This is a genomic window from Azospirillaceae bacterium (genome assembly GCA_028283825.1).
GTDB lineage: Bacteria > Pseudomonadota > Alphaproteobacteria > Azospirillales > Azospirillaceae > Nitrospirillum.
Window position 1 is genome coordinate 2,264,514 of sequence record JAPWJW010000003.1, and the last position, 24,430, is coordinate 2,288,943.

Sequence of the window (24,430 nt, forward strand, 5' to 3'; positions counted from 1 at the left end):
CAGCGGCCGGATGGCCGCGCCCGGCGCCTGAGGGGAAACGAAAGTACTTAGTCCAACAACATATCCAGAACCAAGGTCTCCTTGGCCGCGTCCGCGCGCCAGTCCTTCATGGCGGGCAGGGCCTCCAGCGCCGCGACGTAGGCCTTGGACGTATCTGTCAAGGCGACGCCCCAGGTCTGGAAGCGGGTGGCGACCGGGGCGTACATGGCGTCGGCGATGGTGAAGGTGCCGAACAGGAAGGGGCCGCCGTAACGGCCCAGGCAGTCGGCCCAGATGGCCTGGATGCGGGCGATGTCGCCGGCGGCCTTGGCCACCCGCTCCGGCCGGTCGATGGTGCGGCCCAAATCCATGAACAGGTTGCGACGCACGTCCATGAAGCCGGAATGCATCTCGGCCGCGACGGACCGCGCGTGCGCACGGACGGGGCGCTCCTGGGGCCAAAGATGGGCGTCGGGGGCCAACTCGGCCACATATTCGCAGATGGCCAGGCTGTCCCACACCGTGACATCGCCGCCTTGCGCGCGGTGGATCAGGGACGGCACCTTGCCGGCGGGGCTGTGTTCCAGCATGCGCGCCTTGCTGTCCGGCTGGCGCAGGGGGATGACCACCTCCTCGAACGCCAACCCGGCATGGCGTATCGCCAGATAGGGCCGCAGCGACCAGGATGAATAGGTCTTGCTGCCCAGGATCAGGGTCAGGTCGGCGGACATGGTTGGTGGGCTCCCGGAAGATGGTCGGGCGCCAAGGTAGCGTGGCCTTAGCCATAAGGAAACGTCGGCGGGGTTTGAAACCGTCCGCCGGATGTGGAACCCTGCGCTCCAACATTCTTCCGAGGCCGAAAGGGTTCCTCCCGTGCTGTCCTGTTTCCTGGCCGAGAAGGCCGCCGATACCGTCACCCTGATCCCCGTGCGCAAAGACGGGTTGGACGCCTGGTTGGAAAAGGCCGGTGCCGCCACGGCCGCCTGGGTGCGCAGCGTGGGTTTCACCGCCGAGCCGGGCACGACGTCCCTGCTGCCGTCACCTGAGGGCCGGTTGGATCGCGTGCTGGTGGGCGTGGGTGAAAGCCTGGATTTGTGGAGCTTCGCCGGCCTGCCCACCACTTTGCCCTCGGACAAGGGCAATGCCAGCTACGCCCTGGATGACAGCCTGAGTCCTGAACAGGCGACGGCGGCAGCATCCGGCTGGGCGCTGGCCAGCTATCGTTTCACCCGCTATCGCAAGCCCACCAAGGAACTGCCGCGCCTTGTGCTGCCGGCCGGCGCCGATGCGGCGGCCATCGACAGCCTGGCCCGCGCCGTCTACCTGGTGCGCGACCTGATCAACACCCCGGCGGAGGATCTGGGCCCGTCGGATCTGGCCAAGGCGGCGCAGGATTTGGGCGCCGAGTTTGGTGCCGCCGTGTCGGTGATCGCCGGTGACGACCTGCTGGCCGCCAACTATCCCACCGTGCATGCCGTGGGCCGGGCGGCGGCCAAGGCGCCCTGCCTGATCGACCTCACCTGGGGCGATGCCACCCATCCGCTGGTCTGCCTGGTGGGCAAGGGTGTGTGCTTCGACAGCGGCGGCCTGGACATCAAGCCGGCGGCCGGCATGCTGCTGATGAAGAAGGACATGGGCGGTGCCGCCCACGTGCTGGGCCTGGCGCGGCTGGTGATGGCGGCCAAGCTGCCGGTGCGGCTGCGCGTGCTGGTGCCGGCGGTGGAAAACGCCATCGCGGGCAACGCCTTCCGCCCCATGGACATCATCACCACCCGCAAGGGCCTGACGGTGGAGATCGGCAACACCGATGCCGAGGGCCGGCTGATCCTGTGCGATGCGCTGGCGGAGGCCGACAGCGCCAAGCCGGCGCTGATCCTGGACTTCGCCACCCTGACCGGGGCGGCCCGCATCGCGCTGGGCACCGACCTGCCGGCCCTGTTCGCCAATGACGACCAATTGGCCGACGACATCCTGGCAGGCGCCAAGGAAACCGGCGACCCATTGTGGCGCCTGCCGCTGTGGCAGGGTTACGCCAAGCAGTTGGACAGCAAGATCGCCGACCTGAACAACGCGCCCGGCGGCGGTTATGGTGGCGCCATCACGGCGGCCCTCTACCTGGAACGGTTCGTGTCCAAGGGCACCCCCTGGGCGCACATCGACCTGATGGCCTGGAACACCGCCAGCCGCCCCGGCCGCCCCGAAGGGGGGGAGGCGATGGGCCTGCGCGCCTGCTTCGCCATGCTCAGTCGGCGCTATCCGACCCAGTTGTGATGCGGTTTTCAGCGCCATTCAGGATTTTTCAGGGAGCGTTTCAGGACTTTCCTGCGTGCCGTCGGTCATAGAGGGACATTGCTGGCGCTTCGCCCGGCAGACTGACGGGGAAAGCCATGAAGACCATAAGAAACCTCGCCGCCGCCATGATGGTTCTGGCGGTCCCCGCCTTCGGGCAGGAGCGGCAGTCCGGGATGCAGGGGCCGGACAGTTTGCCCGCTGGCGTCTATGAGATCGACAGCAAGGAAACGCTGGTCCGCTACGGCACCGTTCACATGGGTTTCAATGAATTCTGGGGCACCTTCCCCGGCGCCACCGGAACGCTCACCATCAATCCAAAAATGGTCGACGCCGCCAAGCTGGACGTCATGGTGCCGGTGGCCATGGTCGAGACGACCAACCAGGAACTGAACGGCGCCCTGGTATCCGACACGTTCTTCGACGCCAAGAACTACCCATCCATGCACTTCGTTTCGACTGAAGTCATGCGCACCGGGGCCGCGACGGCCAAGGTGACGGGTAATTTGACGATGCATGGGGTGACAAGGCCAGTGGTGCTCGACGTTACATTCAACGCGGCGGGTCCCAACGCCTTTGATGCCAAACTGTTGACCGCCGGCTTCAAGGCGGTGGGCATGGTCAACCGGTCGGACTTCGGTCTGGGCAAGTGGGTACCCATCGTCAGCGATGCCACCAGCATCACCATCAGCGTCGCCTTTGTGAAGAAATAGGCGCCGCATTTCATGGTGCGGTCATGGCGCAGGGGATGATAGATGCGATAGGGTGTCCGGGTGGGCCGATGGGCCCGTCCCAAGACATCTTGGGCATCAAGAGTGCCGGCGCCATGGCGAACGCTCAAGACACCCCAGCGGCCCCTATCACGGCCAAAACGGTGCGTATCGGCGCCTGGACTGTCGATCCCGCCGCCTGCCAACTCAGCCGGCAGGGGGAGACGGTGCGGGTGGAGGAGCGCATTTTACGGGTTCTGCTGGCGTTGGCGGCACGTCCCGGCGAAACCGTGACCAGTGATGACCTGCTGGAGCAGGCTTGGTCCGGGACCATCGTCACGCAGGACTCGGTCTATCAGGCCATCGCTGCGCTACGCCGGCTGTTGGGCGATGATCCGCGCAATCCCAGCTACATCGCGACGGTTCCCCGCCGGGGCTATCGGCTGGTGGCGATGGTCGCACAGGTGCATGCCACCTCCGTGAGCGTGCCGCCGGATCACCAATCCGGCCCGCCGCTGAGCCGCCCACGTGAAGGCCGGCGGCACGCGCTTTGGGGGGCGATCGGTTTGGCACTGCTGGTGGGCTTGGGCCTGGCCTTCCTGATTCCCCGCACCGGGCCGTCGGCCGTGGCGGCACCGGCCTCGCTAGCCGTTCTGCCCTTTCTCGACCTGACGAGTCAGGCGATGGCGGAGGAGTATTTCGCCGACGGCATGACTGAGGAACTGATCGACAAGCTGAGCAAGGTCGCCGGCTTCCAGGTGCCGCCACCTACGGCATCCTTCTCTTTCAAGGGTAGCAAGATGCCATTGGGCGCTATCGCCCAGACCCTGAACGTCGCCTATCTCTTGGACGGTAGCGTGCGCCGGGCTGGCCCCAAGCTGCGCGTTGCCGCGCGGCTGGTGCGGGCACGGGATGGCTTCGTCGTTTGGTCTGGCACCTATGACCGGTCATCGGATGATGTGCTGAAAATCCAGGATGATGTCGCCGAAGAGATCGCGAAGGCGCTCGCGGGCTGTTGCCGGAGTTAAGCGTGCCATTGTGGCGGCATCGGCGGCATAAACTGCGCGCTTGGCGCCACAGCTACCCCAAAAGAGGTGTCAGGCTCTTGCCGCTGTCCTTGATCTTCGGCACACTGCCCCCGCAGTTGTGGGTGGCCGATACGCTGCCGGAACAACGGGACGGCCGGAACGGCATTTCCGGGATGCGGGGGGCATCATGTCGCGTAACCTTGAAGCCCTGGAGCTTTGGCGCGGGGCGCTGGTGGCCAGCGTGCGGGCGGCCAGCCCGGATCTCTCTGCGCGCCAGCTGGCCTTGCTGCTGACCGTCTACATGACCCCGCCGCCTCATACCGTGCGCGGCCTGGCCGCGACGCTGAACGTTTCCAAGCCCGCCATCACCCGCGCGCTCGACCGGCTGGGTCGCCTGGGCTTCACCAAGCGCAAGCGCGATGCCGAGGATCGGCGCAACGTCCTGGTCCAGCGCACGGTCAAGGGTTCCGTCTTCCTGCATGAGTTCGGGCAGATGGTGATCGATGCCGGTGCCGTGCAGGGCGCCCTGGACGGGGCGAAGGCGCTTGGGGCAAAGTCCGTCGGGGCGGCGGCCCGTCCGGCGTCGGCCGGGACGGCGCCCGTGCCCCCGGGGACCGCTGCCGGCCCCGGTCCATCAACTGCGGAGCCGGTGTCCGCACCGGTATGATTTGAGCCCATGTCCAGCAAGTCCAAGACCACGCCGGCCCTCGACCCGCGCGTGAATCCTTACCGTTCCGATCTGGCGTCCGCCCACCTCTACGGCAAGGTGACGGCGGAACGGTACGTCGATGGCGTGCCCTGCCAGGTGCGCGCCGGCTACGTCAGCCTGAAGGAGGAACCGACCGTCACCGCCCGCCAGTCCAGCCAGCTGCTGTTCGGCGAGGTGTTCACGGTGCTGGAGGAAAAGGACGGCTGGGTCTGGGGCCAGAACGCCACCGACGGGTATGTCGGCTATCTGCAGCTGGAGGCCCTGGATGATGAGTTGGCGGAGCCGACGCACAAGCTGACGGCGCTGCGCAGCTTCTTCCATCCCGAGCCCGACCTGAAGACCCCGCCGCTGGACATGATCAGCCTGGGCACGCCCCTGTGCGTGGTGGAGGTGGAGAACGGCTTTGCCGGCGTGGCCGGTGGCGGCTGGGTCCCCCTGGTGCATGTGGCGGAAATCGGGTCGGTGACGGCTGACCCGGTGGACACGGCCCTGCGCTTTCTCGGCACACCTTATCTCTGGGGCGGCCGCACCAGTATCGGCATCGACTGTTCCGGCCTGATCCAGCTGGCGCTGGACGCCGCCGGCCTGCCCTGCCCGCGTGACAGCGACCAACAGCAGGCGGCCCTGGGCACCCTGGTTTCGGCCGACGGCGTGGGCCATGCCTACCAACGCGGCGACCTGGTGTTCTTCCCCGGCCATGTCGGCATCATGGCCGACGCGACCGACCTGATCCACGCCAACGCCCACCACATGGCCACGGTCAGCGAACCCCTGGCCGACGTGCTGGCCCGCGCCGGTGCGGGCAAGGGCGTCACTGCCGTGAAGCGGCTGGGGTGATCTTAAGCCAGCGGCATGATTGATGCCGCTGGTAGCCCGCGACGGCGGGCGCCGCAGCTTTCCGGGGAGCGTCAGCGAACTGGAAAGCGAGGATGGCAAGGGCGCGGATGCGCCCGCCCGCAGGGCATACGAAACCCCTCAATATCCCCGCGTCCGGTCCACCAGGTTGACCAGCGGCTGGCCGGCGGCCAGCCGCTTCAGGCCGCCCACCACCTGTTCCACCGCCGTGCGCGCCTGGGTGATGGCGGCGACGTGGGGGGTGATGGTCACCTTGGGATGCGTCCAGAACGGGTGGTCGTCCGGCAGCGGCTCGGTGCGGAACACGTCCAGGGTGGCGCCGGCCAGATGGCCGTCGTCCAGGGCCGCCAGCAGATCCTCCTCCACCATGTGCCGGCCGCGGGCGGCGTTGATGACCACGGCACCCTTGGGCAACTGGGCGAACAGCCGGGCGTCCAGGATGTTCTCCGTGTCCGGCGTCAGGGGCAGCAGGCAGACCAGGATTTCGGTGCGCGCCAGGAAGGGCGCCAGGCCGTCGGTCCCGTGGAAGGTCTGGATGCCGTCCAGGGTCTTGGGCGACCGGCTCCACCCGGCCCACGTCGAAGCGCAAGGCCTTCAGGGCGTTGGCCGCGTCGCTGCCCAGCGCTCCTAAGCCCAGGATGCCCACCTTGCGTTCCCGCGCCAGGTGTTGGTGGGTCAGCTGCTTCCACACGCCGTCGCGCTGCTGCGCCTCGAACAGGGGGGCGTCGCGGTGCCAGCGCAGGACGTGCAGGCAGATGTATTCCGTCATGCCCTCGGTCAGGCCCGGTTCCACCATGCGCACCAGCGGCAGGTCGGGCAGGGTGTCGTCCGCCAGCAGGGCGTCGACGCCGGCCCCCAGCGAGAAGATGACCTTCAGATTGGGCAGGGTGGCCAGCAGGCCGGCCGGCGGCTTCCACACCAAGGCATAGTCGATCTCCGCCGGGTCGCCCGTCTCATGCGGCCACACCCTGACCGCCATGTCCGGCAACTGCGCTTTCAACTCGGCCACCCAATCGGCGGCGTGGTCATGGGCGGAGACGAACAGCAAGGCCATGGTTTTGATCCCGTTTTATGATCAGGCGTATTTCCGTGAAGAAGGTGGTGGGGCGGGACCCTTAGTCCTGCCCGTCGTCGCGCTGGCTGCTTTCTGAACGGAAGGGGTGGGCGGGGTAGACGCCCAGGATCTTCAGTTCGCGGGCGAAGAAATCCAGCTCCTCCAGCGCCAGGCGCAGGGGCCGGTCCTCGGGATGGCCCTCCACGTCGGCATAGAACTGGGTGGAGGTGAAACGGCCGCCCACCATGTAGCTTTCCAGCTTGGTCATGTTGACGCCGTTGGTGGCGAAGCCGCCCATGGCCTTGTACAGGGCCGCCGGCACGCTGCGCACCCGGAAGACGAAGCTGGTGATGGTGGGGCCGTTGCCGCGCGGCGCCGGCTTGGGCTCCCGCGACAGCACCAGGAAGCGCGTGGTGTTGTGGGCCGCGTCCTCGATGCCGCGCGCCAGGATCTCCAGGCCGTAGATCTGGGCCGCCAGGTCGGACGCGATGGCCGCTTGGGTGGGGTCGTTCCAGGTCGCCACGTCGGCGGCGGCGCCGGCGGTGTCGGCATGGGCCACGGGGGCCAGCCCATGGTCGCGCAGATAGCCCCGGCATTGCGACAGCGCCTGGATATGGGAATGCACCTTGCGCAAGCCCTGGATGGTCGCCCCCTTGGGCGCCACCAGGCAATGGACCACGCGTTGGAAATGTTCCCCAATGATATGCAGGCCGCCCTGGGGCAGCAGATGGTGCATGTCGGCGACGCGGCCGGCCACCGAGTTCTCGATGGGGATCATGGCCAGGCGGGCCTGGCCCCCGGTCACGGCGGCGAAGGCATCCTCGAACGAATGGCAGGGCAGGGGCGCCATATCGGGAAAGACCTGGCGGCAGGCCAGGTCGGAATTGGCGCCGGGCGCCCCCTGATAGGCGATGGTGTTGTTGGCGTCCTGCCCATTACTCGACATGCGCGGCTGCTTCCCCAGGCTTGGCGTCGTTGATTCCGCCTGATCGGACCACGACGGCGCCGGTTTTAGAACCGGGCGGATTCGCAAGGGTCGGATGTGTCGCCTCAGCCGTGGCCCAGCAGCGCCCGCGCCCGCTCCAGATCCTCGGCCGTGTCCACGCCCAGCGGCACGGCATCGACCACCGCCACCTCGATGCGCATGCCGTTGGCCAGCGCCCGCAACTGCTCCAGCTTTTCGCGCTGTTCCAACGCCGCCGGCGGCAGGGCCACGAAGCGGGCCAGCGCGTCGCGGCGATAGGCGTACAGGCCGATGTGGTGATAGTGCGGGCCGGCACCCGAGGGTGCGGTGGTGCGGGTGAAATACAGGGCGCGGCCCACGCGGGCGCCCGGCGCCAGTTCCACCACCGCCTTCACCACGTTGGGGTTGTGTCGCTCCTCCTCCACCGTGATCTCCACCGCCAGGGTGGCGATATCGACCTGCGCGTTGGCCAGGGGACCGAAGACGGCGCGCACCGTGGCCGGCTCCACCGTCGGCAGGTCGCCCTGAACGTTGACCACGGCATCATACTTGCCGTCCGGGTCCACCTGGCGCAGCGCCTCATAAATCCGGTCGGAGCCGGAGGGGTGGTCCGGGTCGGTCAGCACCGCCTGGCCGCCCGCGTCCCGCACCGCTTCCACGATTTCCTTCTCGGCCGCCGCCACCAGCACCGGGCCGATGTCCGCCTCTGCCGCGCGCCGCCACACCTGCACGATCATGGGCGCGCCAGCGATGTCGGCCAGCGGCTTGTTGGGCAGGCGGGTGGACGCCAGGCGCGCCGGGATGATGACGATGGGCGATTTGGGGGCGGCACCGATGGGGGCGGAAGACATTCGTGGGCCCTACGATTTGATCTGGCTCATGGCGGGGGCAGGCGTGCGACATTTACCTCCCGTGGTCAAGCCGGTTTCCAGCCGGGGCATGGGATCTATCTTGCCCTGGTTGAACAGGCCGCTTATCGTCGCCCGTAACTGGGAGAATGATGGCCGGACCAACGCGGCCCCGGGCATCGACAAGCGTCACCACCTGACGTTAACCTAACGCCAGGCACCATAACCATCACGCGAACCGCACGCAGCGTGGGACATGAGGGCTTGATCTGATGGCGGGTAGCTTACTCAATAAGATAGTCATGGCCGTTCTGCTGGGGGTGCTGGTCGCCCTATTGGCGGGGTTCATCGCCCAGAAGGTCGTGCATCCGACCATGTTGGCCGAAAACGTCTACAAGATCGAAGGGGCGGAGGCTGCCGCCCCCGCCGGTGGCGGCGAGCCGGCGGCACCCGCCAAGCCCGACCCGGTGTCGCCCCTGCTGGCCAGCGCCGACGCCGCCAATGGCGCCAAGCTGACCAAGGTCTGCCAGGCCTGCCACACCTTCGACAAGGGCGGCCCGGCCAAGGTGGGGCCCAACCTGTGGGGCATCATCGGCAACAAGCAGGGCCACATGGAAGGCTTCGCCTATTCCGACGCCATCAAGAAGCTGGGCGGCACCTGGGACTATGAAAAGCTGAACGAGTTCCTGACCAGCCCCAAGGCTTACGCGCCCGGCACCAAGATGACCTTCGCCGGCTTCAAGGCCGTGAAGGACCGCGCCGACGTCATCGCTTTCCTGCGCAGCCAGGCCGACAGCCCGGCCCCGCTGCCCTGAGGGCATAGGGTAAGACCTCGGGTTTGAGGTATAGACAAGGGGCGGTCCCATCCGGGGCCGCCCTTTTTCCATGCAGGAAGCTCCCATGACCACGCAGCCGCCGCCCGTGCCGGAAGACCTGATTGCCCTCGCCCACCGCATGGCCGAGTCGGCAGGCGCTGTCATCCGCCGCTATTTCCGGGCGGACGTGGAAATCGACGCCAAGTCCAACCTGACGCCGGTCACCATCGCCGACCGCCAGGCGGAAGAGGCCCTGCGCGCCATCCTGGCCGCTGAGCGCCCCGATGACGGCATCCTGGGTGAGGAATTAGGGACCCACGGCCTGGACCGCGAATACGTCTGGGTGCTGGACCCCATCGACGGCACCAAGAGTTTCATGACCGGCCGGCCCATCTTCGGCACCCTGATTGGCCTGCTGCGCCACGGCCGCCCGGTGCTGGGTGTCATCGACCAACCCATCCTGGGCGAACGCTGGATCGGCGGTGTCGGCCATCCCACCCGCTTCAACGGGAAACCGGTGCGCACCCGCGCCTGTCCCACCCTGGCCGAATCGACGCTGACCACCACCAGCCCCGACATGTTCAAGGGGGAGGAGGCGGAGCGTTTCGCCCGGTTGAAGGCCGCGTCGCGCTACGTCGTCTACGGCAGCGATTGCTACGGTTACGCCCAGGTGGCCAACGGCTGGCTGGACATGTCGGTGGAACGCGATCTGGCGCCCTGGGACTGGGTCGCCCTGGTGCCGGTGGTCGAGGGCGCCGGTGGCCGCATGACCGACTGGCAGGGCCGCGACCTGGTGCTGGGCGCGGTGGGCGAGGTGGTGGCCTCCGGCGACGCGCGTGCGCACGCCGAGGCCCTCGCCATCATGGGTGGTTTTTAGTTCGCCCTCAGGCGGCGGGCGCGGCCATCCGGCCGCTTGCCTCATCCTCGGTTTCCAGTCCGCCTTCGGCTCCCCAGAACCTCCGGCGGCCGCAGTCGCGGCCTAGGAACAAAAAAACTGGCGGCGATCAGCCCTCTTCCAGCCAATCCTCGATCAGGCGGCGGGCGATGCTGTCGGGGCCGGGCAGGCGGAAGCTGCCGTCCGGCGGGCTGCGCTTGGCGGCGGCTGCTGCCACTTCATCCCGCGTGAACCAGCGCGCGTCCTCCAACTCATCCAGGTCCACCTTGACCTCGGTGCTTAGGGCCCGCGCGTGGAAACCCAGCATGAGGGACGACGGGAAGGGCCAGGGCTGGGACGACTGATAACGCACGTCGGTGACCGACACGCCAGCCTCCTCCATCACCTCGCGGGCCACCGCCTCTTCCAGGCTTTCGCCCGGCTCAACGAAGCCGGCCAGGGTGGAATACATGCCGGCCGCGAAACGCGACTGCCGGCCCAGCAGGACGCGGTCGCCGTCATGCACCAGCATGATCACGGCCGGGTCGGTGCGGGGGAAGTGCATGGTGGCGCAGGCCGGGTTGGTGCAGCGGCGGACATGCCCGCCCTCCACCACCTCGGTGACGGAGCCGCAGACGCCGCAGAAACGGTGGCGCTGGTGCCAGAACAGCAGGCCGCGGGCATAGGCGAACAGGCTGGCCGTGGGGCGGTCCACCAGGTGCGCCAGGGTGCGCAGTTCCGTGGGCGTGCCCAGGCCCAGAAGGTCGGGATGGCCTTCCTCCAGCCCCGACAGGTCGACCGCGAAATAGGCGATCTCGCCCTCGACGCCCAGGAAGGCCGGGGCGGCGCCCTCGCGCCACCAGGGCGTGGCCGGGTCCAGGAAGGCCGGCAGGGGGCCGGCATCGCCCTGGCTGACCAGGAACTGGCCGCGCCAGACGCCGACGAAGCGGCTGTCGGGTGCCGCCAGGCGCTGGGCCAGCCAATCGGCCTGCTTGCGGAAGACCGTGGCGCGGTCCAGGCCGGCGCCGGTGTAGAAGTTTTTCTGGGACCGGTTCGTCATGATCACCATTGGTCTCATGAAGGACGCCGGGGCGACAAGGGGGCGGCCGGTCGCGGGCCCGCGCATGGGCGACGGTGCGGCCTTGCCGCCTTTTCACTTGCCATGGGGTGGGCCCATGCCGATATATGGCGGCGGGAGGTTGGCGGCGGACGTGTCCCTCGCCAACCCGGTCAGGTCCGGAAGGAAGCAGCCGTAACGAGTTTCGGCGCGGGTCGCATGTCCAGCCTCCCACCTCAAAAAATCGAAAGCCGCGCGCCCGGCGCCTGATCCGCCGGTCGCCCGTCAGCGCCGGAAGGGTCAAGCGATCCCGTGACCGATCAAATCACGCTTTCCCCCGCCGCCGAGCTGTCCCCGTCCTCCGGGGGCGCCGTCTATCGCGTGTTGGCGCGCAAGTACCGTCCCCGCAATTTCGATGAGCTGATCGGCCAGGATGCCCTGGTGCGCACCCTGCGCAACGCCATCCAGTCGGGGCGCATCCACCAGGCCTACATGCTGACCGGCGTGCGCGGCGTGGGCAAGACCACCACCGCCCGCATCATCGCCCGCGCCCTGAACTGCGTCGGGCCGGACGGCAAGGGCGGCCCCACCGTCAGCCCCTGCGGCGTGTGTGAGCAGTGCGTGTCCATCGCCCAGGACCGCAACGTCGATGTCATCGAGATGGACGCCGCCAGCAACACCTCGGTCGACAACATCCGTGAGATCATCGAGGGCGTGCGCTATGCCCCGGCCGGCGCCCGCTATAAAGTCTATGTGATCGACGAGGTCCACATGCTGTCGCGCAGCGCGTTCAACGCGCTGCTGAAGACGCTGGAGGAACCGCCGCCGCACGTGAAGTTCGTCTTCGCCACCACCGAGATCCGCAAGGTGCCGGTGACGGTGCTGTCGCGCTGCCAGCGTTTCGATTTGCGCCGGGTGGACCAGGGCACCTTGCAGGCCCATTTCGACCGGATCGCCCAGCAGGAATCGGTGCCGGTGGAGGCGGAGGCCTTGAGCCTGATCGCCCGCGCCGCCGATGGTTCCGTGCGTGACGGCCTGTCGCTGCTGGACCAGGCCATCGCCTTGGGCGGCGGCAATGTGACGGGCCAGCAGGTCCGCGACATGCTGGGCCTGGCCGACCGCACCCTGGTGGTCGACCTGTTCGAATCGACCCTCTCGGGCCGGCCGGCCGACGCGCTGGCCATCCTGGACGACCTGCATAAGCGTGGCGCCGACCCGGTGGTGATCGCGCAGGACCTGCTGGACTTCACCCATTTCCTGACCCGCGCCCGCGTGGTGCCCGGCACCGCCCAGGATCAGGGCATCCCGGAGATGGAGCGGGTGCGCGGCGGCGACCTGGCGTCCAAGCTGGGCATGCCGGCGCTGGCCCGCGCCTGGCAAATCCTGCTGAAGGGCTTGGCGGAGGTGCAGCAGGCGCCGGTGCCCATGCAGGCCCTGGAAATGGTGCTGATCCGCCTGGCTTACGCCGCCGACCTGCCCAACCCCGGCGACCTGGTGCGCAAGGTGATGGAAGGCGGGGAGATCGGCCGCGGCGGTGCCCCCAATGGCGGCGGTGGCGCGCCTACGGGCGGCAATGGCGGTGGCGCCACGGCGCGCGGCTCCATGATGGCCGGCGGCACGTCCAACGGCGGTGGCGCCCCCATGGCGGTGCTGCGCGGTGGCCTGGCGGGTGCGGTGCAGATGGCGCCGGCACCCACCCCCGCCCCGGTGGTCGAGCCGGCCCTGCCGCCGGCCAACCCGCAAAACTTCCGTGAGGTGGCGGAGCTGTTCGGCGCCCGGCGCGAGGGCATGATCCAGGGCAACCTGCTGAGCATGGTCCACCTGGTGAAGTTCGAACCGGGCTTGATCGAGTTGCGGCCCACCAACATGGCCATGCCCAACCTGGCGGGCCAGGTGGGCAAGATGCTGACGGAATGGACCGGCCGGCGCTGGATGGTCACCGTTTCCGGCGCGCCGGGCGAGGCGACGCTCAGCGACCAGGACCGCGCGGCGGAGAACCGCGCCCGTGACCAGGCGGCGAACAGCCCGGTGGTGCAGGCCCTGCTGGCGGCCTTCCCCGGCGCCAAGATGGGCACCGTGCGCGACCTGGACCAGGTGGCCGCCGCCGTCGCCGCGAAGGCGGCGGAAGAGGCCGCCCTCGCACCCGCCTTCCCTTCTTACGGCGATGGCGGTATGGATGCCCCCGACAACCCGTTTTTCGACGCGCCGCCCGACATGGGCGAAGGCGACTGGGAAGGAGATTTTTAGGCGATGAAAAACATCGGCCAGATGATGAAGCAGGCCCAGCAGATGCAGGCCAAGATGCAGGAAATGCAGGGCAAGCTGGGCGAGATCGAGGCCGGCGGCCAGGCGGGCGCCGGCATGGTCAGCGTCGTGGTCAACGGCAAGGGCGAGCTGAAGAAGGTGAAGCTCGACAAGTCCGTCGTCGACCCCGAGGAGATCGAGGTGCTGGAGGATCTGCTGATCGCCGCCTTCAACGACGCCAAGGCCAAGGTCGAGGCGCATATCGCCGAAGAGACCAACAAGCTGATGGGCGGCCTGAAGCTGCCCCCGGGCATGAAGCTGCCGTTCTGATCGGCGGCGACATCCTGTTGACGTTTTGAAAGGCCGGCCCGGTCATCGGGGCCGGCCTTTCTTTATGAGCCCATAGTCCCTATCTTGGGGCCCATGATCGGCCCTGAAATCGACCGCCTGATACAGCTGTTGTCGCGCCTGCCGGGCCTGGGCCCGCGCTCGGCCCGCCGCGCCGCCCTGCACCTGATCAAGAAGCGCGACCAGCTGATGGAACCGCTGGCGGAGGCGTTGGCCGCCGCCGCCGCCCGCATCGTCACCTGTCCCGTCTGCGGCAACCTGGACACGGCCGCCCCCTGCGGCGTCTGCCGCGACCTGGCGCGCGACCGCACGACGCTGTGCGTGGTGGAGGAGGTGGGCGACCTCTGGGCCCTGGAACGTACGGGCGCCTATCGTGGCCTCTACCACGTGCTGGGCGGCACCCTGTCGGCCCTGGATGGCATCGGCCCCGACGACCTGGCGGTCCCAGGATTGCTGGCCCGCGCCGCGCAAGGGGCGGACGGCGCGCCCGTGCGCGAGGTCATCCTGGCGCTGAACGCCACCGCCGGCGGCCAGACCACCGCCCACTACCTGACCGACCGCCTGTCCGGCCTGAACCTGACCATCACCCGCCTGGCCCACGGCGTGCCGGTGGGGGGGGAGTTGGATTACCTGGACGACGGCACCCTCACCGCCGCGTTACGGGCGCGCCGGACGCTGGGGTGAGGCCTTCGTCTTGGCCACGTCGGCAAGCTTGAATCGATAGGCCAATTCTACCCGGGTCTCCAAGGTGCCGCTTCCGGGCTTGAGCGGCAGGCATCGCCAATGGTGGGATCGGGCGGCCACCAGGATCGCCTCCTCCAACCGCTCGTGACCGCTGCTTTTGCGGATCATCGCCTCCGATATCCAGCCATCCGCATCGCAGCGCGCGGAAAAAACCACGCGGCCTTCCTCCTTCAGCGCGATTGATCGCCGGGGATAGCGGGGTGGCGCCTTCCCGAAGGAAGAAACGTCAATACGTGCCGTCGGTGGCGGGCCGGCGTCAGCGTCTGGAGGAGGAAGATAGACGCCAGGGGATATACTGGGCTTGATCACGAGCCGTTCGATTGGCCGGACAGGCGCAAACACCGCTTCGCCCGCCCACGTGGGTTTGGGCTTGGTCGCCGGCCAGCAGATGGCCACCATCAGCAGGCCACTGACGACCGCGTGTCCGGTGCTGGTGCGCATGATGTCCCCCCGCCATGCATGACGATCCGATGGTTGCAGAATTTTATCGGCTTGTCGCGGATGGTTTGGCACGCCGGGGCGCCTGATTACTGCGCCGGCCTCTACTTGAGCGCGTAGTGATACGCAAAGGGGATCCATGACGCGATGGGCTGCCCTGTCGCGGGATCAAGGGCGGGAAAACAGCGGGAGGGCGCCACCATGGCCAGGGTGGCGTTGTCCAGGCGCTTGTAGCCGGTGCTTACCAGGATCTTGCTGTCCGTGATATGGCCGTCGGCGTTGCACAACGCGCTTGCCTTTACATCCCCTTCCTCTCCCAGCCGAATGGATTCGTTGGGATATTCACGGATGAATGTCGACTTCAGGTCGAATTGGGCGACGGTCCTGTCGGCGGGGGCCGTGATGGGCTTGGCCGGTGCCGCACACGCGGCCGCCAGCAGAAGCAGGCAGAGGGTGGCGGCTTTTTCGGGTCGGGTTTTCATGGTTCTGGCTGGTTTCGCGCTGTGGTGGCTCAGGGGCGGGTGAAAACATAACGGTAGAGCCCCCAGGCGGGCACGACGCCCCGATACTCCCGCGTCAGCATGCAGCGCCACGTGCCACTGCCGGCGGCGGCCAGCATCGCGGCCTCCAGGTTGGGCCGGGTGGATGGGCGCGTCAGCTGGACATCCGTCACCTTGCCGTCCAGGCCGCACAGGAACCGGACGGTGACGGGGCCCTCCTCCTTGGCCGCCAGTGCCGCCTCGGGGTAGGCCGGCGGGGTGAAGCTTTCCGGATCCAGTATCGCGCCCAGCTTTAATGAGGCTGAGGTGGGCGGTCCGTCCGCCTGGGCGCTGGCGGTGTGTTCCGTCGGGGAAAAGACGCCGAAGCGCCAGCGCATGGGCACCCAGGTGGCGAATGGGGCCTGGGTGCCCCGATCCTGGCCCGGCGTGCAATGCCACTGGCCGGCCCTGGCGGCCTGCACCACCGCCTCGTCGAAGGCCGGTGCCCCGCTGGGCAGCATGATTTCCGCATCCGTGATCTGGCCGTTTTCCCCGCACAGCAGGGCGGAGGCGACAATGGTGTTGCTGTGATCGCCGTGAAACTCGTGAACGGGATAGCGGGGCGAATACTTCAATATGGAAGCCCAATCCAGCGCCGGCAGCACCTTGCCGGCATCCAGCTTGAACCGGTAACGGAAGCTGATCTCGCCGGCGACCGGGGCGTGCGTGGCCGGATCCTGGCCGGGGATGCAGCGCAGGGTGGCGCTGGAGGCCAGCACCGCGTTGTCCAGGTGCTCAAAGCCGCTGCTTTCGGTCACCTTGGGATCGCTTGTCCGTCCGTCAGCTTGGCACTGCACGGTGATGGTGACCCGCCCCTCCTCCCCCTGGTCACGGGAGGCGGCGGGATAGTCCGGCGGTGTGAAGGTGGCGGCATCGATCCGGCCCTTGGCGGGATCGTTCGCCGCACCGGCATCGGCCCAAGCGGGGGCGGCGATTACGGCCACGAGGCAGAGGGCGGCGATACAGACCCTGAAATGATCGGTGCGCATGGATCCCGGCGGTCAATCGGTCATTATTTGAAGGTGTAGCGATAGAAGCCCCAGGCCTCCATCGGCGCCTTGGTCGTGCTGTCCGTCCCGGGAAGGCATCGCCAACCTCCCCCTTGCGCGGCCGCCACCAGGGCGTCCGTCAACGCGGGCGCGGTGCCGGGGGAGGACAGGGGTTCGGCCCGTATGATCTTCCCGTCCACGCCGCACAGGAAACGGATGGCCGCCTGCCCCGGCTCATGGGGGGCCGCGGCCTGCCCGGGATAGGGTGGGGGCGTGAAGCTTTGTGGGTCCAGTACCGCGCCGATATGGGCGTAGGGGGCGGATCCATCTTCCGGGGCGGATGGGGTGGATGTGTCCGGCCGCCCCAATCTGAAGTGATAACGGAATGCCCCCCAGGCGGCGAACGGCTTCTGGGTCGCCAGGTTCAGTCCGGGCGTGCACCGCCACCGGTTCGCCTTGGCCCCCTGTTCCACCGACGCATCCAGGCGTGGAAAACCGCTGGACACCATGACTTGGCCGTCCGTGATATGGCCATCCTCATCACACAGCATGGCGACGGCGACCGCGCCCTGTTCCCCCTGCCTGACCGAGGCGCTCGGGTAGATGGGCTGCCATTTGGTAAAACTGACGGCGTCCAGCTTCGGCGGTGTCTTGGGGTCCGGTGCCGGTGGCGGGCCACCGGCGGCGCAGGCGGCGGTCAGCAACAGGATAGGAAAGGGAAGAAGGTTGGGCCGCATCGGGGCATCTGCAAAGCGAAGGAAGCGCTGATAGTTGCAAAAGCAGATTGGCTTGTCGCGCCCTAAGCGGCATCTCCGCGATAATCACCGCGCGGACTCCCCCAGGCGGCGATAGCGTTCCCCTTGATCGGTTGGCGGCGGGCGATGGCGACCGCCCCCGACCGTCATGGCGTTGGACCGGCATAGGGGAAGAAGCCCCAGGACTCCATGGGCGCCCCGCTCTCGGGGTTGTGGTAGGGCAAGCAGTGCCATTTGCCGGAGCGTGCCTGGGCCATCAGATCGGCGTCCAGGCGCGGGTCGCCGGAACTGCGGAATAGGTCGGCGTCCAGGATGCGGCCGCTGGCGCCGCAGCGGAAGCGCAGCCAGGCCTTGGGCCGGCTGCGCTGGGGGCCCGGCGCGTCGGGCGGCGGCAGGACGGACTGCGGGTCCAGGACGGCCCCCATGGGCACGGGCTCCAGCCGGGGCTCCGTTTCCGGGCCGCCGAAGCGTTGCTTCACCGCGATCCAGGTGGCGACGGCCACACCCGTGGAACGCAGGCGTGCCGGATAGCAGCGCCATAGGCCCGAGTTGGTGGCGGCCAGGAACGCCGCGTCCAGATCCGGATGGCCGCTGCCTTCCAACAGCACGTTGTCCAGCAAGGTCCCCTCGGGGCCGCACAGGCTGGCGACGGTCAGACTGGCCGTGGTGTCCTTCGGCCATCCCTTGGTTGGGAAGGCCGGTGGGGCGGCCAGCGCGGATCGGAAATCGATCAGGGGTGCATCCCCCGGCTGCGGCGGCGTCGGCCCCAGCTGGAAATTGACCTCGTGGAAACCGGGCGCCACCTGGATGCGGCTGGTGGCGCGTGACGCCGCGGGCACGCATCGCGCCTCGGCGGACCGCAGGGTGGCCAGCACCGCCGCGTCCAGGCGGGGGTGGCCGGAGGATTGGGTGATCTTGAAATCACCCAGCCGCTCGTTCACGCCGCAGAGGAAACTGACGATCACCCGGCCCTCTTCGCCGGCCTGGGCGGCATCGATGGTGTAGTCGGCACGGCGGAGGGTGCTGGGGTCGATTTCGGCGGTATCCACGTCAGGAGCGTCCGCGTCAGGGGCGGTGAAGGAAAGCCGGTCGAAGCCCCAGGATTCCATAGGCTGGTGGTCGTCGGGCCGCTTGGAGGGAGAGCAGCGCCAGGCGCCCGCCTGCGCCGCCGCCAGGACCGCGGCGTCAAGGTGGGGGTGCACGGAGGTGGCGGCCGGCTGGGTCAGTTGCGCGTCCAGCACGCGGCCGTCGGTACCGCACAGGAACTTGAAGGGCACGTTGCCGCGCTCCCGCGTCGGCAGGGCGTCGGCGGGGTAGGGGGGCGGGATGACGGTGTCGTCGTCGATGCGGGCACCCAGCGCCGGTCGCGGCGGGGGTGTGGGCCCTGGCACAGCGGAGGGGGCGCCCAGGGGGCCGCCGGGCGCGACATCGGGCGGGGGCGCCGCCCCGTCCTTCCGGTCCCGCAGCTTGAAGGAGTAACGCACCGTGATCCAGGCGGGTCTGGTCTGGGGAACGGCACCGGGCATGCAGCGCCATTTTCCGCTTTCCGCCGCCGCCAAGGCGGCCGCGTCCAGCCGGTCCGAACCGCTGCCGTCCATCATCTCGGCATCCGTGACCCGTCCATCCGGCATGCACAGCAGTGCCACGGTGACCGTGCCCGTTTCCCCCTGGTGTGCCGCCACCCAGGGAAACGACGGAACCGCCCGCATCAGCGACGCCGGGTCCAGCTTGGGGCCGTCGGCGGCCAGGGGGGCGTTGTGATCGACATGCGACGGCGGTGCCGTGGTCGGCGGTCCGGCATGCTGGGCACAACCGGCCAGCAGGAGCAGGGTGGGCAAGGTCGGAAGGCGACGACGACTGGGGAGACGCATGGAGCCAACGGCGGAAGGGAAGGTGTTCGCGATGGTTGCAAAAATTGCTTGCGCTGTCGCGCACCAATCACTGGTTTGACGTTCCGGCCCTGGTCCACCGCATACCGCCCCGCCGCAACCCGGCCCTTGCCCCAGCGGTCGGCATCCCCTATCTCGCAAGGCGACAAGCGTTTATACTTGGCGCCCGCATCTGTTCGCCGCCCTATCTGGACACGACCCCATGGCCTTATTGCCCATCCTGACCGTTCCCGACGCCCGCCTGAAGAAGAAGGCCGCCCCCATCGCCAATGTCGACGGCCGCGTCGTGAAGCTGATGGATGACATGCTGGAGACCATGTACAAGGCCCCCGGCATCGGCCTGGCTGCCCCGCAGATCGGTCTGCTGGAACGCATCATCGTCGTGGACGTGTCGGAGCATAAGGAAGGGGCGAAGGAGCCCATCGCCATGGCGAATCCGGAGCTGCTGTGGCTGTCGGACGAAACCTGCGTCCATAATGAGGGCTGCCTGTCCATTCCCGAGGTCTACGCCGACGTGGTGCGGCCGACGCAGATCCGCGTGCGCTACGTCGACCGCGCCGGCAGCGTGCAGGAACGCGACTGCGACGACCTGCTGGCCCGCTGCATCCAGCATGAGGTCGATCACCTGAACGGCGTGCTGTTCATCGACCATCTGTCCTCGCTGAAGCGCAACATGATCATGCGCAAGATGACCAAGGCGGCGAAGGGTTAATCCCGTTCCCTCAAGCGCCGGGCGCGGCCGTCCGGCCGCTTGGGCTTGTCCTCGCTCCGCCCTGCGGTGCTCACTCCGGGGCCCGCGGTCGCTGGCCTGAAAACTCGGTTGCACTTCTGAGGCCGCCATGACCCGCCTGCGCCTTGCCTTCATGGGCACGCCCGACTTTTCCGTTCCGGTGCTAGACGCCCTGGTGGATGCCGGGCATGAGATCGCCTGCGTCTATAGCCAGCCGCCGCGCCCCGCCGGCCGGGGGCACAAGGAACAGCTGACGCCGGTGCATGCCCGCGCCCAGGCCCTGGGCCTGCCGGTGCGCACGCCCCGCACCCTGCGTAATGAGCAGGCGCAGGGTGAGTTCCGCGACCTGGGCCTGGATGCCGCCGTGGTGGTGGCCTATGGCCTGATCCTGCCGCAGCCGGTGCTGGACGCGCCGCGCCTGGGCTGCCTGAACATCCATGCCTCCCTGCTGCCGCGCTGGCGCGGGGCGGCCCCCATCCAGCGCGCCGTCCTGGCCGGCGATGCGGAAAGCGGCGTCACCATCATGCAGATGGAGGCCGGGCTGGACACCGGCCCCATGCTGCTGGAGGAGCGTGTCGCCATCACCCCGCACATGACCGCCAGCCAGTTGCACGACACCCTGTCGCCCATGGGCGCCCGGCTGATCGTCACGGCGCTGGACCGGCTGAACGCCGGTGACCTGCCCGCCACGGTGCAGCCGGAGGCGGGCGTGACCTACGCCGCCAAGCTGGCCAAGGAGGAAGGGCGCCTGGATTTCACCAAGCCCGCCACCGAGCTGGACCGCCAGGTGCGGGCGCTGACCCCCTGGCCCGGCACCTGGTTCGAGGCGGGTGCTGAGAAGATCAAGGTGCTGGCGGCGGAGCCTGTGGCCGGCACCGGTGCGCCCGGCACCTTGCTGGATGCCGACCTGACCGTGGCCTGTGGCGAGGGCGCCCTGCGCCTCATCACCGTGCAGCGGCCGGGCAAGGGCCCCGTTGAGGGGGCCGCCTTCCTGCGCGGCTTCCCGCACGCCGTGGGCGGCCGGATCGCCGACTGACATGGCCCGCTGGAAACTTACCGTCGAATATGACGGCCGGCCCTACCAGGGCTGGCAGTTGCAGCCGCACGGCCCCTCCGTCCAGGCCTGCCTGGAGGAAGCCATCCGCCGCTTCTCGGGTGAGGTGGTGCGGGTGCATGCCGCCGGCCGCACCGACGCCGGTGTCCACGCCCTGGGCCAGGTCTGCCATTTCGACCTGGAGAAGCCCACCAAGGCCGACACCGTGCGCGACGCCCTGAACTTCCACCTGCGGCCCGAACCCATCGCCGTGGTGAGGGTGGAGGCGGTGGACGACGACTTCCACGCCCGCCTGTCCTGCAAGGGCCGCGCCTATCTCTACCGCATCGTCAACCGTCGGGCACCGCTGGCGCTGGATATCGGCCGCGCCTGGCATGTGCTGGTCCCGCTGGATGCCGAGGCCATGAACGAAGGTGCCCAGCGCCTGGTAGGCCATCACGATTTCACCAGCTTCCGCGCCAGCCTCTGCCAGGCCAAAAGCCCGGTGAAGACGCTGAACCTGTTGACCGTCACCCGCGTGGGCGAGGAGATCCACATGGTGGCCCGCGCCCGCTCCTTCCTGCACCACCAGATCCGCAACATGATCGGCACCCTGCGCCAGGTGGGTGAGGGCAAGTGGACGCCGGATGATGTCACCCAGGCGCTGGAGGCGCGCAACCGCGCCGCCGCCGGCCAGACGGCGCCACCCGACGGGCTCTATTTCACTGAGGCGTGGTACGAGTAGCCACCGGATCCGGCCACCTCACTCCCCGGATCGGAGGGGGGGCCATGGCGCCCCTCCGTAATGCACGAAATCCGCGTCCGGCAGATTGCGCAGCGTGCTGTTTTCGATCAGGCGTTCGGCGAAGTCGTGGGTCTTCTGTTCGACATCGCGAATGGTGGCCGCCTGCTCCTCCTTGGCGTCGGGGGGCGTTTCCTCGTGGGTCCGGGCCAGGTCCTCGGCGTCCTCGGCATAATCGCTGATGTACCCGAAGATATCCTTGTGGGACGCCATCGTGTTGTCGTGGCGGGCGTATGAACCGAAATTCAGGTTGGTGAAGTGCTCCGCCACCGGCGGTCCACGCTTGATGCCATCCAGGTCGGCGTACCCGTTCGCCAATTCCGACATCACCTGGGCGTACCGCCCTTCCAGGGTGACGTGGGTGTTGTTGTCCAGGGTGTAGCGCTGGAAATCGGCTTCCTCTTCCTGGTCCTCATCGGCCACATGGACGTGTGAGGGGCGACCCCCGCCATCCTCATCGCCGAAATAATCGGGACGTGCCTGGATGTTGATCCGGCCCTGCGGCTCATTGTTGGCCGCGTCCCTGGAGAGGTGGACATAGGTGCTGGGATCGGTGGAGTCGATGATCTCCATGCTTTTGTTGAAGAAGATGTTGTTGGCGTTGTCCCGGTCATAGATTGAGGTCGTCCGATCCGCCCGCTGCACGACGGGCCGCGCCGGCGCGGCCATCCGTTGCAGCGCCATTCCATCGCCCGTTCGCGCGTTCAGCCGCTGGGACAGGTCGCGCAGATCACGCACGTGGGCGCCATCGTTGAGCTGGGTGGCCAGCCGCTGCAACGCCGGGGCATGTCCCGCCATTGACGCCGCCGCGCCATCCTGGCGGGGGGACACGGCGCGTGCCTCCACCCTATGCTGACGATCAGCGTGCATGGATCATCCTCGTCCACAGTCCGTGGTCCAAGGACGATATACCATCCGTAATTACGCGTAATGGGGGAAAATCGGACTCAGCCCGCCACCAGCGGCCCGCGCACCAGGGTGCTCACCAGGTCGCTGGTGATGATGTCCAGGAAGACGAAGCCGGTAGCCGTCAGCCAGCCGCTGCCCAGCACCGCCCGGAACACGTAGGCCTCATAGAACAGGCTCCACAGGAAGGCCGTGACCTGCACGGCCGCCGCGGCCGGCGTGGACAGCACGCCGCTGTGGGCGAAGGCCATGACGGGCAGCATCACCGCCAGGATGGTGACACTGGCCCAGTTGGACGCGGCCACGAATTGTGGGAACTGGGCGCGGCTGCCGCGCACGGCCAGGATGCGGTCCGCCATCAGCAGATAGGCCAGCGTGGCGATGACGAAATTCAGCAAGGCGGCCGGCACCGCCTGGATCAGGGGGGCCGAGGGCAGGGCGGGGGAACCGTCCAGCGGCGGCAGGGGATGGCCCATCCATCGCTCAACCGTGTCCAGCGCCACGGCACCCGGCAGCAGCAGGACCATGGTCCAGAAACTGCGCAGCGCGCCGGCACGATCCGTCGGGAACAGGCTGGCTGCCGTCCGGTCCAGGAAGGCCAGGCGGATGGCGCCGGCCAGGCCGCGTCCCCAATCCCGCATCATGCGGCCTTCGTCCCGGTTGCCGCGAACCAGTCGGCCAGCACGCGGCCGTAGATGTCGGTCAGCCGCACCAGGTCATCGACCACGATGTGTTCGTCCACCTTGTGCATGCTGGCGCCCACGCCGCCGAACTCCACCACCGGGCAATGGTTCTTGATGAAGCGGGCGTCCGACGTGCCGCCGCTGGTGCTGAGTTCCGGGGCCAGGCCCGTCACCGATTGAACCGCCTGCGAAACGATCCCGCTCAATTGCCCCGGCGGGGTCAGGAAGGCATCGCCGCTGACCGCCACCTTCACATCCCAGGTACCGCCCACGTCCGCCAGGACGCCGCGCACCCGGGCCTCCAGGCTGGTGGGGGTGTGCAGGTCGTTGAAGCGGATGTTGAGGACGGCGGTGCCCTTGGCCGGGATGATGTTGGTGGTGGGGTTGCCCACGTCGATGGTGGTGATTTGCAGGCTGCTGGGCTGGAAATGGGGCGTGCCCTCGTCCAGCGGTTCGCCCGACAGGCGGGCCAGCGCCTGGGCCAGGCGGGGCAGGGGGTTGTCAGCCAGGTGGGGATAGGCCACGTGGCCCTGGGCGCCCAGGCTGGTGAGGGTGAAGGTGACGCTGCCGCGCCGGCCGATCTTCATCATCTGGCCCAGCGTCTGCGGGTTGGTGGGCTCCCCCACCAGGCAGGCGTCCAACGCCTCCCCCCTCTCCTGCAACCAGCCCAGCACCTTGCGGGTACCGTTGATGGACGGTCCTTCCTCATCTCCGGTGATCAGCAGGCTGACGCTGCCGGTCGTGGGCAATCCTGCGGCCTGATGCCGGGCGAAAGCGGCGATAAAGGCGGCGATGGCGCCCTTCATGTCCGAAGCGCCCCGGCCGAACAGCCGGCCGTCGATGATGTCGCCGGCGAAGGGCCCCACGCTCCACGCCGCCTCATCCCCCGCCGGCACCACGTCGGTGTGGCCGGCGAAGCAGAAGTTGGGGCCGTCGGTGCCGAGGCGGGCGTACAGGTTCTCCACCGGTGCGGTACCCTCCTCCGTGAAGGTCAGGCGGTGGCAGGTGAAGCCCAGATCCTCCAGCACCCCCTGCAATATCCCCAGCGCGCCGGCGTCGGCGGGCGTGACGCTGGCGCAGCGGATCAACGCCTGCGCCAGGGCCACGGGGTCGGCGGCATCGACGGCCGGAGAGGCGGCACCCATCAG

The 24,430-nt window shown here is 68.3% G+C and carries 24 protein-coding genes, 1 other RNA gene and 2 pseudogenes; 14 read left to right on the top strand and 13 right to left on the bottom strand.

Annotation, left to right across the window (positions count from 1 at the left end; genetic code table 11):
* Positions 1-47: 47 nt before the first annotated feature.
* On the bottom strand, positions 48-710 hold the full coding sequence (locus tag PW843_22365) for a glutathione S-transferase family protein (GenBank protein ID MDE1149311.1): 663 nt from the start codon (positions 708-710) through the stop codon (positions 48-50).
* Between the two features lie 142 nt (positions 711-852).
* Between PW843_22365 and PW843_22370 the strand changes: the two genes are divergently transcribed.
* The 5 genes and pseudogenes from PW843_22370 to PW843_22390 all read left to right on the top strand — a co-directional run bounded on the left by PW843_22370 (position 853) and on the right by PW843_22390 (position 5,552).
* The gene (locus PW843_22370; protein ID MDE1149312.1) at positions 853-2,250 is read left to right on the top strand and encodes a leucyl aminopeptidase family protein; all 1,398 of its coding nucleotides are present in this window, start codon (positions 853-855) and stop codon (positions 2,248-2,250) included.
* A 116-nt stretch (positions 2,251-2,366) separates the two neighbouring features.
* Positions 2,367-2,981, top strand: a complete 615-nt coding sequence (locus PW843_22375) for a YceI family protein (protein ID MDE1149313.1) — start codon at positions 2,367-2,369, stop codon at positions 2,979-2,981.
* Between the two features lie 89 nt (positions 2,982-3,070).
* Positions 3,071-4,006 carry a winged helix-turn-helix domain-containing protein gene (locus tag PW843_22380; GenBank protein ID MDE1149314.1) on the top strand — a complete coding sequence of 312 codons (936 nt, stop codon included), beginning with the start codon at positions 3,071-3,073 and terminating at the stop codon, positions 4,004-4,006.
* 187 nt (positions 4,007-4,193) lie between these two features.
* A pseudogene (locus PW843_22385) lies at positions 4,194-4,517 on the top strand (MarR family transcriptional regulator).
* Between the two features lie 165 nt (positions 4,518-4,682).
* Positions 4,683-5,552 (top strand): NlpC/P60 family protein, encoded by an 870-nt coding sequence (locus PW843_22390; protein ID MDE1149315.1) that lies wholly within the window; start codon positions 4,683-4,685, stop codon positions 5,550-5,552.
* A gap of 138 nt (positions 5,553-5,690) precedes the next feature.
* Here the strand turns inward: PW843_22390 and PW843_22395 are convergent.
* From PW843_22395 to PW843_22405, 3 genes and pseudogenes are all read right to left on the bottom strand, one after another.
* Positions 5,691-6,624: pseudogene (locus PW843_22395) on the bottom strand (glyoxylate/hydroxypyruvate reductase A).
* A 61-nt stretch (positions 6,625-6,685) separates the two neighbouring features.
* Entirely contained in the window at positions 6,686-7,570 is an 885-nt protein-coding gene (locus PW843_22400; protein ID MDE1149316.1) for a prephenate dehydratase, read from the bottom strand.
* Between the two features lie 104 nt (positions 7,571-7,674).
* Positions 7,675-8,439, bottom strand: a complete 765-nt coding sequence (locus PW843_22405) for a 3-deoxy-manno-octulosonate cytidylyltransferase (GenBank protein ID MDE1149317.1) — start codon at positions 8,437-8,439, stop codon at positions 7,675-7,677.
* 299 nt (positions 8,440-8,738) lie between these two features.
* Between PW843_22405 and PW843_22410 the strand changes: the two genes are divergently transcribed.
* Together PW843_22410 and hisN are read left to right on the top strand one after the other, a co-directional pair.
* Positions 8,739-9,251 (top strand): cytochrome c family protein, encoded by a 513-nt coding sequence (locus PW843_22410; GenBank protein ID MDE1149318.1) that lies wholly within the window; start codon positions 8,739-8,741, stop codon positions 9,249-9,251.
* An 85-nt stretch (positions 9,252-9,336) separates the two neighbouring features.
* A complete protein-coding gene (gene hisN, locus PW843_22415) occupies positions 9,337-10,128 on the top strand; it encodes a histidinol-phosphatase (GenBank protein ID MDE1149319.1) in 792 nt (263 codons plus the stop codon).
* A 127-nt stretch (positions 10,129-10,255) separates the two neighbouring features.
* Here the strand turns inward: hisN and nudC are convergent, their stop codons facing one another.
* Complete coding sequence (gene nudC, locus PW843_22420) at positions 10,256-11,194, bottom strand: NAD(+) diphosphatase (GenBank protein ID MDE1149320.1); 939 nt, start codon at positions 11,192-11,194, stop codon at positions 10,256-10,258.
* Positions 11,195-11,319: 125 nt separating this feature from the next.
* Here nudC and ffs point away from each other — a divergent pair.
* From ffs to recR, 4 genes are all read left to right on the top strand, one after another.
* An RNA gene (ffs, locus tag PW843_22425) (signal recognition particle sRNA small type) lies at positions 11,320-11,417 on the top strand.
* A gap of 77 nt (positions 11,418-11,494) precedes the next feature.
* Entirely contained in the window at positions 11,495-13,429 is a 1,935-nt protein-coding gene (locus PW843_22430) for a DNA polymerase III subunit gamma/tau (GenBank protein ID MDE1149321.1), read from the top strand.
* Positions 13,430-13,432: 3 nt separating this feature from the next.
* Positions 13,433-13,756 (top strand): YbaB/EbfC family nucleoid-associated protein, encoded by a 324-nt coding sequence (locus tag PW843_22435; GenBank protein MDE1149322.1) that lies wholly within the window; start codon positions 13,433-13,435, stop codon positions 13,754-13,756.
* A gap of 93 nt (positions 13,757-13,849) precedes the next feature.
* Complete coding sequence (gene recR / locus PW843_22440) at positions 13,850-14,458, top strand: recombination mediator RecR (protein ID MDE1149323.1); 609 nt, start codon at positions 13,850-13,852, stop codon at positions 14,456-14,458.
* On the opposite strand, the gene PW843_22445 is transcribed toward recR, so the two are convergent.
* From PW843_22445 to PW843_22465, 5 genes are all read right to left on the bottom strand, one after another.
* Entirely contained in the window at positions 14,432-14,959 is a 528-nt protein-coding gene (locus PW843_22445) for a TonB family protein (protein MDE1149324.1), read from the bottom strand. The two genes, recR and PW843_22445, sit on opposite strands and share 27 nt — an antisense overlap.
* Positions 14,960-15,060: 101 nt before the next feature.
* Positions 15,061-15,438, bottom strand: a complete 378-nt coding sequence (locus tag PW843_22450; protein ID MDE1149325.1) for an energy transducer TonB — start codon at positions 15,436-15,438, stop codon at positions 15,061-15,063.
* A 29-nt stretch (positions 15,439-15,467) separates the two neighbouring features.
* Positions 15,468-16,484 (bottom strand): TonB family protein, encoded by a 1,017-nt coding sequence (locus PW843_22455; protein ID MDE1149326.1) that lies wholly within the window; start codon positions 16,482-16,484, stop codon positions 15,468-15,470.
* A gap of 23 nt (positions 16,485-16,507) precedes the next feature.
* Positions 16,508-17,221, bottom strand: a complete 714-nt coding sequence (locus tag PW843_22460) for a TonB family protein (GenBank protein MDE1149327.1) — start codon at positions 17,219-17,221, stop codon at positions 16,508-16,510.
* A gap of 164 nt (positions 17,222-17,385) precedes the next feature.
* Positions 17,386-19,077: a TonB family protein gene (locus tag PW843_22465; protein ID MDE1149328.1), complete on the bottom strand. Its 1,692-nt coding sequence runs from the start codon at positions 19,075-19,077 to the stop codon at positions 17,386-17,388.
* A 253-nt stretch (positions 19,078-19,330) separates the two neighbouring features.
* On the opposite strand from PW843_22465, the gene def reads away from it, so the two are divergent.
* From def to truA, 3 genes are all read left to right on the top strand, one after another.
* Complete coding sequence (def, locus tag PW843_22470) at positions 19,331-19,840, top strand: peptide deformylase (protein MDE1149329.1); 510 nt, start codon at positions 19,331-19,333, stop codon at positions 19,838-19,840.
* A gap of 127 nt (positions 19,841-19,967) precedes the next feature.
* Positions 19,968-20,894: a methionyl-tRNA formyltransferase gene (fmt, locus tag PW843_22475; protein MDE1149330.1), complete on the top strand. Its 927-nt coding sequence runs from the start codon at positions 19,968-19,970 to the stop codon at positions 20,892-20,894.
* 1 nt (position 20,895) lies between these two features.
* Positions 20,896-21,636 (top strand): tRNA pseudouridine(38-40) synthase TruA, encoded by a 741-nt coding sequence (gene truA, locus PW843_22480; GenBank protein ID MDE1149331.1) that lies wholly within the window; start codon positions 20,896-20,898, stop codon positions 21,634-21,636.
* A gap of 18 nt (positions 21,637-21,654) precedes the next feature.
* On the opposite strand, the gene PW843_22485 is transcribed toward truA, so the two are convergent.
* From PW843_22485 to dapE, 3 genes are all read right to left on the bottom strand, one after another.
* Complete coding sequence (locus tag PW843_22485; protein ID MDE1149332.1) at positions 21,655-22,491, bottom strand: hypothetical protein; 837 nt, start codon at positions 22,489-22,491, stop codon at positions 21,655-21,657.
* Positions 22,492-22,640: 149 nt separating this feature from the next.
* Complete coding sequence (locus PW843_22490) at positions 22,641-23,243, bottom strand: hypothetical protein (GenBank protein MDE1149333.1); 603 nt, start codon at positions 23,241-23,243, stop codon at positions 22,641-22,643.
* The gene (dapE, locus tag PW843_22495; GenBank protein ID MDE1149334.1) at positions 23,240-24,427 is read right to left on the bottom strand and encodes a succinyl-diaminopimelate desuccinylase; all 1,188 of its coding nucleotides are present in this window, start codon (positions 24,425-24,427) and stop codon (positions 23,240-23,242) included. The genes PW843_22490 and dapE overlap by 4 nt, the downstream gene beginning before the upstream one ends.
* Positions 24,428-24,430: the final 3 nt, after the last annotated feature.

Bases quoted from the DNA above. Each gene is read 5' to 3' on its own strand.
- PW843_22365 (MDE1149311.1), bottom strand. From the start codon at position 710: ATGTCCGCCGACCTGACCCTGATCCTGGGCAGCAAGACCTATTCATCC.
- PW843_22375 (MDE1149313.1), top strand. From the start codon at position 2,367: ATGAAGACCATAAGAAACCTCGCCGCCGCCATGATGGTTCTGGCGGTC.
- PW843_22390 (MDE1149315.1), top strand. From the start codon at position 4,683: ATGTCCAGCAAGTCCAAGACCACGCCGGCCCTCGACCCGCGCGTGAAT.
- PW843_22400 (MDE1149316.1), bottom strand. From the start codon at position 7,570: ATGTCGAGTAATGGGCAGGACGCCAACAACACCATCGCCTATCAGGGG.
- PW843_22405 (MDE1149317.1), bottom strand. From the start codon at position 8,439: ATGTCTTCCGCCCCCATCGGTGCCGCCCCCAAATCGCCCATCGTCATC.
- PW843_22410 (MDE1149318.1), top strand. From the start codon at position 8,739: ATGGCCGTTCTGCTGGGGGTGCTGGTCGCCCTATTGGCGGGGTTCATC.
- hisN (MDE1149319.1), top strand. From the start codon at position 9,337: ATGACCACGCAGCCGCCGCCCGTGCCGGAAGACCTGATTGCCCTCGCC.
- nudC (MDE1149320.1), bottom strand. From the start codon at position 11,194: ATGGTGATCATGACGAACCGGTCCCAGAAAAACTTCTACACCGGCGCC.
- PW843_22435 (MDE1149322.1), top strand. From the start codon at position 13,433: ATGAAAAACATCGGCCAGATGATGAAGCAGGCCCAGCAGATGCAGGCC.
- recR (MDE1149323.1), top strand. From the start codon at position 13,850: ATGATCGGCCCTGAAATCGACCGCCTGATACAGCTGTTGTCGCGCCTG.
- PW843_22445 (MDE1149324.1), bottom strand. From the start codon at position 14,959: ATGCGCACCAGCACCGGACACGCGGTCGTCAGTGGCCTGCTGATGGTG.
- PW843_22450 (MDE1149325.1), bottom strand. From the start codon at position 15,438: ATGAAAACCCGACCCGAAAAAGCCGCCACCCTCTGCCTGCTTCTGCTG.
- PW843_22455 (MDE1149326.1), bottom strand. From the start codon at position 16,484: ATGCGCACCGATCATTTCAGGGTCTGTATCGCCGCCCTCTGCCTCGTG.
- PW843_22460 (MDE1149327.1), bottom strand. From the start codon at position 17,221: ATGCGGCCCAACCTTCTTCCCTTTCCTATCCTGTTGCTGACCGCCGCC.
- def (MDE1149329.1), top strand. From the start codon at position 19,331: ATGGCCTTATTGCCCATCCTGACCGTTCCCGACGCCCGCCTGAAGAAG.
- fmt (MDE1149330.1), top strand. From the start codon at position 19,968: ATGACCCGCCTGCGCCTTGCCTTCATGGGCACGCCCGACTTTTCCGTT.
- truA (MDE1149331.1), top strand. From the start codon at position 20,896: ATGGCCCGCTGGAAACTTACCGTCGAATATGACGGCCGGCCCTACCAG.
- PW843_22485 (MDE1149332.1), bottom strand. From the start codon at position 22,491: ATGGCGGGACATGCCCCGGCGTTGCAGCGGCTGGCCACCCAGCTCAAC.
- PW843_22490 (MDE1149333.1), bottom strand. From the start codon at position 23,243: ATGATGCGGGATTGGGGACGCGGCCTGGCCGGCGCCATCCGCCTGGCC.
- dapE (MDE1149334.1), bottom strand. From the start codon at position 24,427: ATGGGTGCCGCCTCTCCGGCCGTCGATGCCGCCGACCCCGTGGCCCTG.